Source organism: Streptomyces sp. LS1784 (assembly GCF_020103755.1).
GTDB lineage: Bacteria > Actinomycetota > Actinomycetes > Streptomycetales > Streptomycetaceae > Kitasatospora.
Genome location: NZ_JAHSQD010001137.1, coordinates 1 through 1,011, shown reverse-complemented (window position 1 = coordinate 1,011; position 1,011 = coordinate 1). Strand labels below are relative to the sequence as shown.

At 78.2% G+C, this 1,011-nt stretch carries 1 protein-coding gene; it reads left to right on the top strand.

What is annotated here, in order from left to right:
- Positions 1 to 947 (top strand): HD-GYP domain-containing protein (locus tag KS423_RS46170; protein ID WP_224285615.1); only part of this gene is annotated, 947 nt, incomplete at its 5' end.
- Positions 948 to 1,011 lie beyond the last annotated feature (64 nt).

Genomic DNA, 1,011 nt, shown 5'->3' with positions numbered 1-1,011 from the left:
GTCCGTCCTGGGCCGACCCGGCCCGCCGCGACGGCGCCGCCCGCCGGGTGCTCGCCGTCGGCTTCGCGGCCGCCGTCTTCCAGCCGCTCTACAACGGCGGCACGGTCGACCGCTTCTCCCCCGATGGCCCGGCGTACGGGGTGTTCCTGACCGCCGTCGCCGCGCTGGCCGCGCTCTGCGACGCGACCCTGGCGGCACTGCTGCGCCGCTCCGGCGGCGGGCTGCGGTTCCCGGCGGCGCTGGAGGACGAGCTGCGCTCGCTGTTCGGCATCGGCTCGGCGATCGTCGCCACCGGGATGCTGGTCAGCCTCGCTGCCGGCGAGGTCGGGCTGTGGGCGCTGCCGCTGTTCTGCACCCCGCTGCTGCTCGCCCAGGTGTCCTTCCGGCGCGCCGCCGCCGTGCGGGCCACCACCGGGCAGACCATCGCCAGCCTCGCCAGGGCCACCGAGCTGGCCGGCTACACCCCGCACGGGCACGCGCGCCGGGTCGCGGACACGGCGTGCGCGCTGGGCCGCGAGCTGGGTCTGGGCACCCGCGAGCTCGCCCTGCTGGAGTACGCCGCGCTGATGCACGATGTCGGCCAGCTGTCCCTGGTCGAACCGGTGCCGGACGGCGCCACCGCCCTGCTGCCCTGCGCCGAGCAGCAGCGGATCGCCCGCCTCGGCAGCGAGGTGATCAGCCGCACCGGGGTGCCCCGGCAGGTGGCCGAGCAGGTCGCCCGGCTGGCCGACCCCGTCACCGCGACCGTCCCCGGCGAGGGACCGGTGCCGCTCGCGTCCCGGATCATCCGGGTCGCCAACGCCCACGACGACCTGCTCACGGCGGCCCGCGGCCGGGGAGTCGGCGAGGCGGTCGGGCGGCTGGAGGCGCTGGAGGCGCTGCGGCTGGGCCGCGGCCGGGTCTACGACGCCCGCGTGGTGGACGCCCTGGCCAGGGTGGGCGGATAGGGCCCGTCCCGCCGATCCATCCCGGGGCCGCGACCCGGTCGGCAAGACGGGCCCCGGGCCCGCC